The following is a 7575-nucleotide window of genomic DNA, read 5'->3' as shown; positions in this document are numbered from 1 at the left end:
GTCCTAAACGGTTCACACACAGCAAAGCGGCCGGCGCCTCAGTGCCGGCCGCTTTTGTGTGCGCAGGGGAGTGGCCGGAGCCTACCCGTAGATGCGGTCGATCTGCGCCTGGAAATCTTTGACGACGGCGGAGCGCTTGAGTTTCAGGGACGGCGTCAGGTGCCCGGACTCGACCGTGAAATCGGTGTCCAGCACAACGAACGTGCGGATCGACTCGGCCTTTGACACCAGGGTGTTCGCCGCGTCGACGGCCGCCTGGATCGCGGCGCGGACCTGCTCATTGGCTGTGGCCTCCGCGACGCCCATCAGGGGCACACGCTGCGCCGCACACCAGTTCTCCAGGCCCTCGGGATCCAGGTTGACCAGCGCCGACACAAACGGCCGCCCGTCCCCGACCACCACCGCCTGGGCCACCAGCGGGTGCTCACGGATCTTTTCCTCCAGCGGCCCCGGCGCCACATTTTTACCCCCGGCGGTCACCAGCAGGTCCTTCTTCCGCCCGGTGATGGTCAGGAATCCGTCGGCGTCCAGCGACCCAAGGTCACCGGTGCGGAAGAACCCGTCCACGAACGCCTCGGCGTTGGCGGCCTCGTTGGCGCGGTAGCCCTTGAACACCCCAATGCCCTTGACCAGGATTTCCCCGTCGTCGGCGATCCGGATGGTGGTGCCGGGAACCGGGATCCCGACGGTTCCCACCTTGGTGCGGGACGGCGTATTGGCGGTGCACGGGGCGGTCGTCTCGGTCAGGCCGTAGCCCTCCAGGACCGGCACACCGGCACCGCGGAAGAAGTGGGCATCGTTGGCGCTGAGCGGGCTCGCCCCGGAGACGGTGTAGCCCAGGCGTCCGCCGAACGCGTCCCGGAGTTTCGGGTACAGCAGCCGGTCGAACACGGCGTGCTTGGTCCGCAGCACCCAGCCGGGGCCCGCGCCAGTGCCCCGACCCGCGGCGTCCAGGGCCGTCGAATACTCGATGGCGACCGCGGCGGCCGCACCGAAGAGCCGGTCCTTGCCGGCCAGCGCCGCCTTGTGCGCGGCCCCGGCGTAGACCTTTTCGAAGATGCGGGGCACCACCAGCAGGAACGTCGGCTTGAACGTCCCAAGGTCCTCCAGGAGTTCCTTGGCGCTGGCGGTGTGGCCGAGTGTGGCGCCCGCGCTGAGGCAGATGACCTGGACGGCCCGGGCCAGGACATGGGCCAGCGGGAGGAACATCAGGCTCCGTGCGTGCGGCTGCAGCAGGATTTCCGGCAGGAACAGGACGATGTTCTTCGCAACCAGGGCGAAGTTGCCGTGCGTGATCTCGCAGCCCTTCGGCCGGCCGGTGGTGCCGGAGGTGTAGACCAGGGAGGCGACGTCGGCGAGGGCCGCTGTTGAACGGTGCCGCTCCAGCTCGGCGTCGCTGACGCCGCTGCCGGCGGCAGCGAGGCTGGCAAGGTTCGGCGCGGCGCCGTCGTAATCCATCCGGACGACGCCGAGGACCCGGCCGGCCAGCAGCGCTGAACCGTCCAGGACCTGCTGGACCAGCGCAGCCTTCGCCTGGTCTTCAACGAAGATGCGGCGGGCGCCCGAGTCGTGCAGGATCCACTCCACCTGGCTGGCCGAGGAGGTTTCGTAGATGGGGACGGTGACGCCGCCGGCGAACCAGATSGCGAAGTCCRCCACAGTCCATTCGTAGCGCGTCGCGGACATCACGGCCACGGTTTCCCCGGGAGCCAGCCCGCCGGCGATCAGCCCCTTCGCGAGGGCCGTCACCTGGTCGAGGAACTGCTGGGCCGGGATGTCCGCCCAGCCGGAGGGACCTTTGCGGGAGTAGAGGGCGTGCACGGGGTCCTTGGCGTGCTGTTCGAGCAGCAGGTCCGTCACATTGCTTTCCGGATCCAGCTCGACGAGCAGTCCGGTGCTGGCTTCTCTCACAACACGTGTCTCCCGTTCCGTTCTGCGTCCCGGCGGACGCGGGGCTCCGCTAGTAATCCTGCCTTAGATCCAGGACGGCATCCACATCCGCATCCGCCAGTCCTGGTAGGTAATCAGCTCCGCCGTCCAGATCGGGTAGAAGAACGCCGAGAGCAGCACGGCCGCGACGACGAAGAGTGCCACCAGGTAGAGGCCGGAGCGGCGCCGCCAGAGCGGGTCCGAACGCCGGCCGAGCACCAGCCCCAGGCAGTACACCAGCGCGAGCACCAGGAACGGTTCGAAGGACACCGCGTAGAAGAAGAACATGGTCCGTTCCGGGTACATGAACCAGGGCAGGTAGCCTGCGCCCACGGCTGCCAGGATGGCCCCGGCCCGCCAGTCACGCCGGCCGGCCCACCAGAACAGCAGGATCCCCAGGCATACCGCGGCGCTCCACCAGATCAGCGGGTTGCCGACCGAGAGGATGGCGGAGGTGCAGTTCGGCCCGCCGCAGTCCGCCGCCCCCTGCTTGGACGACTCATAGAAGAACGACGTCGGCCGTCCCATCACCAGCCAGCTCCAGGCGCTCGCCTCATACGGGTGTTCCGCGCTCAGGCCCTGATGGAACTTGTACGCCTCGAGGTGGTAGTGGGCCAGGGAGCGGAGCGAATCCGGCAGCCAGCCCCACTGCGCCGAGGGGTTGGTCTCGGCCCAGTGCCGGAAATAGGCGTTGCTGGAGCGGAACCAGCCGGTCCAGGTGGCCAGGTAGACCAGGCTGGCGACCGGGACGATGCTCAGGAACGCCGCGATGCCGTCCTTGAGGATGCCGCCGGTGATCCAGCCGTGGACCCCGGCGATCCGGCGCGCGCTGAGGTCCCACAGGACGGTCAGCAGGCCGAAGCCAGCCATAAAGAACAGGGCAGACCATTTGGTGCCGACCGCCAGGCCAAGGCAGACCCCGGCGGCGAGCCGCCACCAGCGGATCCCCAGCCAGGGGCCGGCGGCCAGCTGCGGCCGCGAGGGAACGCCGCCGGCTGAGGCGGATGCCTGCCGGGCCAGTCGTTCGGCGAGGCGGCGGCGACCGTCGTCGCGGTCCATCAGCAGCGCCCCGAAAGCGGCGAGGATCCAGAACATCAAGAAGATGTCCAGCAGCGAGGTGCGGGACATCACGAGGTGGTGGCCGTCCACGGCCAGCAGCACCCCGGCCACGGCGCCCAGGGTGAGCGAGYGGAARAGYTTCTGSGCRATCARGGCGAGCAGGAAGATGGACAGGGTGCCGGTCAGGGCGGCCGAGAAACGCCACCCGAAGGGGTTGTCCGGGCCGAAGAGCCACATACCGGCGGCGATCATCCATTTACCCACCGGCGGGTGGACCACGTATTCGGGGGTGTTCAGGAGGACCCCGGGGTTGCCGGCGATAAAGGAGTCGTTGGCCTTTTCCGGCCAGGCGCGCTCGTACCCGCTGACCAGGAGCGAGTAGCCGTCCTTGACGTAATAGGTCTCGTCGAAGACGAGGTTGCGCGGGGTGTCGAGCCGGACAAAACGCAGGATCCCGCCCAGCACGGCGGTGAGGGCGGGAATCAGCCAGAACCAGAGCCGCAGGGTGGGCGGGTAGTCCCGCCAGCTGCGGATATCGCCGATCAGCCGCTCCTTGAGGGCTTCGACGCCGAACGCCTCGGCCGGCCGGCCGATCCAGCGGTGCCCCTCCAGGTTCCGCCCGGTGCGGGCCTGGTCCCGCCTGCCTGCGGCGTGGCGGGTGCTGTCCGGGGTTTGGTCGGCGGGCAATGATGCGGCTGAACCGGCCTCGGCAGGCCGCATGGGGGTCTGCGTCACGTTGCCCATGCTACCTTTCGCGGCCGGGAACGGCGGTCCCGCGCGCCCGCCGGCAGTAGTCTGGTGGGGTGGATCCCGAACTGAGCACCCAGCCAAGCACTGCACCCGCCCTTGCCGCCGACGACGCCGTGCCGGCGGCGGGAACGGCCGCCGGGCCGGGCAGGATCGTGCTGGCAGCCACCCCGATCGGCAACGTCGGAGACGCCTCCGCCCGGCTGATCGGACTGCTGGAGACCGCGGACATCGTCGCCGCCGAGGACACCCGGAGGCTGCACCGCCTCGTGCAAAGCCTCGGCATCACCGTGGCCGGCCGGGTGATCAGCTATCACGAGCACAACGAGGCCGCCAAGACCGGTGAACTCCTGGACCAGGTCCGCTCGGGAAAAACCCTGGTGATGGTGACCGACGCGGGGATGCCGGCCGTCTCGGACCCCGGCTTCCGGCTGGTGGAGGGCGCCGTCGCGGCAGGACTCACCGTCACGGCCGTGCCCGGGCCGTCGGCGGTCCTGACCGCCCTGGCCCTCTCCGGCCTGCCGACGGACCGCTTCTGCTTCGAGGGTTTCCTGCCGCGGAAGGCGGGGGAGCGCACCTCACGGCTCGCCGACCTCGACGCCGAACGCCGCACCATGGTCTTCTTCGAGGCGCCGCACCGGCTGGAACCCATGCTCCGTGCCCTGCACGAGCGTTTCGGCGCCGACCGGCGCGCCGCCGTCTGCCGGGAACTGACCAAAACGTACGAGGAAGTCATCCGCGGCACCCTGCGCGAACTCCTGCAGTGGACGGAAACCAACGAGGTCCGCGGCGAGATCGCCGTCGTGGTGGGCGGTGCCCCCGAGCGGGAGCCCGGCAAACCCGAGGACCACGTCGCCGCCGTCAACTCACTGATCGCCCAGGGCATCCGGCTCAAGGAGGCCGTGGCCGCGGTCGCCGAGGACGCCAGGGTCAGCAAACGCGAACTGTATTCCGCGGTCCTCGCCGCCCGCTGATCCAGGCCCCCGGGGCCAGGCACTGGCAGGCGCGGCCAGCGCCTGTCCTGCTCCACCGCTTGTGCAGCTGCACAGCGGAATCGCCCGGTCCTAGTGCGCGCATGCGTAGACACCCCGGAGAGACCGGCAGTACCGTGGCAGTAGTCCGGGCCGGCGGCCAGACGCCGGGCCGATCCACCTTTCCAAACCCATTGCTGACGAGGGAGTCATTGTGACTGTAACTGCCCAGCCCACCGTTACCGCGGAGCGTGAGGCTGCTCTGCTGGCGTCCGTGCCGACCGGTCTGTTGATTGACGGGCAGTGGCGTCCGGCCGCGTCCGGGAAGACGTTTGATGTCGAGGATCCCGCCACCGGCAAGGTGTTGTTGAGCCTGGCCGACGCCGGCCCCGAGGACGGTGCTGCCGCGTTGGACGCCGCCGCCGCGGCGCAGGAGTCCTGGGCCAAGGTCCCACCGCGGGAGCGCGGGGAGATCCTGCGCCGGGCGTTTGACATGGTCACGGAGCGGGCCGAGGACTTCGCGTTGCTGATGACCCTGGAGATGGGCAAGCCGCTGGCCGAGGCCCGCGGTGAGGTGACCTACGGTGCCGAGTTCCTGCGCTGGTTCTCCGAGGAAGCGGTGCGGGCGTTCGGCCGGTATTCGGTGTCCCCGGACGRSAAGTCCCGGCTSCTGGTGRCSAAGAAGCCGGTGGGTCCGTGCCTGCTGATCACGCCGTGGAACTTCCCGCTGGCCATGGCCACCCGGAAGATCGCCCCGGCGGTGGCGGCCGGCTGCACGATGGTGCTGAAGTCCGCGAACCTGACGCCGCTGACGTCCCAGCTGTTCGCGGCCGTGATGCTGGAGGCCGGCCTGCCGGCCGGTGTGCTGAACGTTATTCCGACCTCGACCGCGGGTGCCACGACCGGGCCGCTGATCAAGGATTCCCGGCTCCGGAAGCTGTCCTTCACCGGGTCCACCGAGGTGGGCCGGCGGTTGCTGGCGGACGCGTCGGAGACGGTCCTGCGGACCTCGATGGAACTGGGCGGGAACGCCCCGTTTGTGGTGTTCGAGGACGCCGACGTCGACGCCGCCGTGGCCGGGGCGATGCTGGCGAAGCTGCGGAACATGGGCGAGGCGTGCACCGCGGCCAACCGGTTCATTGTGCACGGGTCCGTGGCCGATGAGTTCGCGGAGAAGTTCGCCGCGAAGATGGCGGAGATGACCACGGCCCGGGGTACCGAGGCCGAGTCCAAGGTGGGGCCGCTGATTGATGCCAAGAGCCGGGACAAGGTCCACGAACTGGTCACCGACGCGGTCAACGCCGGTGCCGTGACGGTCCTGGGCGGGGCTGCGGTGGAGGGTCCGGGGTACTTCTACCAGCCCACGATCCTGAAGGGTGTCACCGAGGGCACCCGGATCCTGTCCGAGGAAATCTTCGGGCCGGTTGCCCCGATCATCACCTTCGATACCGAGGACGAGGCTGTCCGGCTCGCGAACAACACCGAGTACGGCCTGGTCGCGTACGTCTTCACCAAGGACCTGAACCGGGGCATCCGGATGGGCGAACGCCTGGAGACCGGCATGCTGTCCTGGACCAGGACTCCGCGGCGCCGCTTCCTGCATTCCGGGCCGGCCCGGACACGGCACGCAGCGGTGATGAGGCCCGGCGCCGCCAGCGCGCAGTGAGGGAGGCCGGCAGCCAGACGGCCCGGAACTGCGTCCACCATGATGAATGGGCCCGGAACACACCGCGCACCAGCACGATCCTGTCCGCCGCCGTGTCTGCGGCGGAGTCCTCCGCCGCAGGCCGGCCATACTGCTGGCGTTCAAAATCCCCGGTCAGCGACGCCACAGCCGCGTGCGCCCCGGCATCCAGGCCGCCCGCTTCGCCCAGCGCCGACGAATCCCGCAGCCTCGCCGAGAAGTGCCGCGGGGTCTCACTGCTCCGGGGAGGCACCCCGTAATCGGTCGCCAAATCCCGCAACTCCGCCCACGCCGGGACGGCCGAGCCCGGCATACCCGACGCCGAGGCTTTCAGCCGGCGGCGCCGGACCCCGCCGCGCACCAGCGCGGGTGAGGCCAGCAGCAACACCACCAGCAGCAGCCCGCCTACGCCGTACAGGGCCGGTACCAGGCTGTCCGCCGCCGTGTCCCGGACCGCGGGTGCGGGCACCGGCACAGGTACGGGGAGCGGTGCCGCGGTGGGCTTCGGGTCGCCCGCGTCGGGGAGCAGCCCGTCATTGTTCTCGTTGGTGCTGGCGCCACTGCGCGCCGCCTGCTCCGTCGCGTAGGCCGGCACCACACCGCGCGATGGCGTTGGTTCGAAGGCCACCCAGCCCACGCCCTCGAAGAAGAGCTCGGGCCAGGCATGGGCGTCACGGGCATCCACCTCGTACTCAGGCAACGCCCCCAGTCCCGCGATGCTCACCGTCGAGCCCGTCGCACGCCCCGGGGCGTAGCCGACGGCGATTCGGCTCGGGATTCCTTCCAGCCTGGCCATCACCGCCATCGCGGAGGAGAAATGGATGCAATATCCGCTTTTCTGGGCTAGGAAGTCCGCCAGCACCGACAGGCCGTTCCCGTCGTAGCCGCCCTGGACCGGGGACTGCAGGGAGTAGCTGAACTCCGCGGACCGCAGATATTGCTGGATGGCCATGGCTTTGGCGTAGCTGCTGCTGCGCCCTGCGGTGACGGTATCGGCGGTCTGCCGCACGATTGCGGGAACGTTGGACGGGATGCGGAGGAACGTGTCCGGTACCCCCTGCACCCGTTCCGGGGCGGCGGCCAGCACGGCTGCGGTGAGCTTCGGAACCACCGAATTCACCACGTACTGCTGGTTGCGGGAGTTGGTATCGACGCCTTTGATGCTCAAGGTGGCCGGGTCCCAGC

At 69.5% G+C, this 7575-nt stretch carries 4 protein-coding genes and 1 pseudogene; 2 read left to right on the top strand and 3 right to left on the bottom strand.

What is annotated here, in order from left to right; all coding sequences use genetic code 11:
- Window positions 1-81 precede the first annotated feature (81 nt).
- On the bottom strand, window positions 82-1911 hold the full coding sequence (locus tag AC1DHD_RS12865) for an AMP-dependent synthetase/ligase (protein WP_476880087.1): 1830 nt from the start codon (window positions 1909-1911) through the stop codon (window positions 82-84).
- Window positions 1912-1974: 63 nt separating this feature from the next.
- Window positions 1975-3732: a dolichyl-phosphate-mannose--protein mannosyltransferase gene (locus AC1DHD_RS12860; RefSeq protein ID WP_476880086.1), complete on the bottom strand. Its 1758-nt coding sequence runs from the start codon at window positions 3730-3732 to the stop codon at window positions 1975-1977.
- Between the two features lie 119 nt (window positions 3733-3851).
- Between AC1DHD_RS12860 and rsmI the strand changes: the two genes are divergently transcribed.
- Entirely contained in the window at window positions 3852-4709 is an 858-nt protein-coding gene (rsmI, locus tag AC1DHD_RS12855) for a 16S rRNA (cytidine(1402)-2'-O)-methyltransferase (RefSeq protein ID WP_476880088.1), read from the top strand.
- Between the two features lie 211 nt (window positions 4710-4920).
- Window positions 4921-6372 (top strand): NAD-dependent succinate-semialdehyde dehydrogenase, encoded by a 1452-nt coding sequence (locus AC1DHD_RS12850; protein ID WP_476880085.1) that lies wholly within the window; start codon window positions 4921-4923, stop codon window positions 6370-6372.
- A 157-nt stretch (window positions 6373-6529) separates the two neighbouring features.
- On the opposite strand, the pseudogene AC1DHD_RS12845 reads toward AC1DHD_RS12850, so the two are convergent.
- Window positions 6530-7342: pseudogene (locus AC1DHD_RS12845) on the bottom strand (transglutaminase-like domain-containing protein); the annotation flags it as partial.
- Window positions 7343-7575 lie beyond the last annotated feature (233 nt).

The organism is Arthrobacter sp. 05L45_2 (genome assembly GCF_056397525.1).
Note: the sequence above shows the minus strand (reverse complement) of the source record. Positions and strands in the feature narration are given on the sequence as shown.